This is a genomic window from Pseudomonas paracarnis, from assembly GCF_904063055.1.
Taxonomy (GTDB): Bacteria; Pseudomonadota; Gammaproteobacteria; order Pseudomonadales; family Pseudomonadaceae; genus Aquipseudomonas; species Aquipseudomonas paracarnis.
Genome location: NZ_CAJFCN010000120.1, coordinates 1 through 429, shown reverse-complemented (window position 1 = coordinate 429; position 429 = coordinate 1). Strand labels below are relative to the sequence as shown.

Annotated in this window: 1 pseudogene; it reads left to right on the top strand. The window is 64.8% G+C overall.

Annotated elements, in window-relative coordinates:
- Nucleotides 1-369: pseudogene (locus JMV15_RS28180) on the top strand (ABC transporter permease subunit); the annotation flags it as partial.
- Nucleotides 370-429: the final 60 nt, after the last annotated feature.

The window sequence follows — 429 nt, the reverse complement described above, 5'->3', positions numbered from 1 at the left end:
GTGCCGGGCGTTTGGCTGGGGTTGGTGCTGTGCTTGCGGCTCCGCGTGAAATGGGGCTTTTTCCCGTTGCCTGGTGACGGGCGCACCTGGCTGGACAAGGCGCACCACATGCTCTTGCCGTGCCTGACCATCGCCCTGGCGCTGTCGGCGGTGCTGGTGCGTAACCTGCGGGCGAGCATGTTGATGTAATTGCAGGCGGATCACGTCACCGCCGCACGCGCACGCGGGCTGTCGGAAGGCGCGGTGTTTCGCCGGCATGTTCTGCCCAGCGCTGTGGTGCCGGCGGTCAACCTGCTGGCGGTCAACATCGGTTTGCTGATCAGCGGCACGGTGGTCCTCGACAGCCTGTTCGCGATTCCAGCCTTCGGCTAGTTGCTGGTGCGCGGCATTTTGACCCGTGTCTTCATGTTGGTGTGGACCGTGGCGATG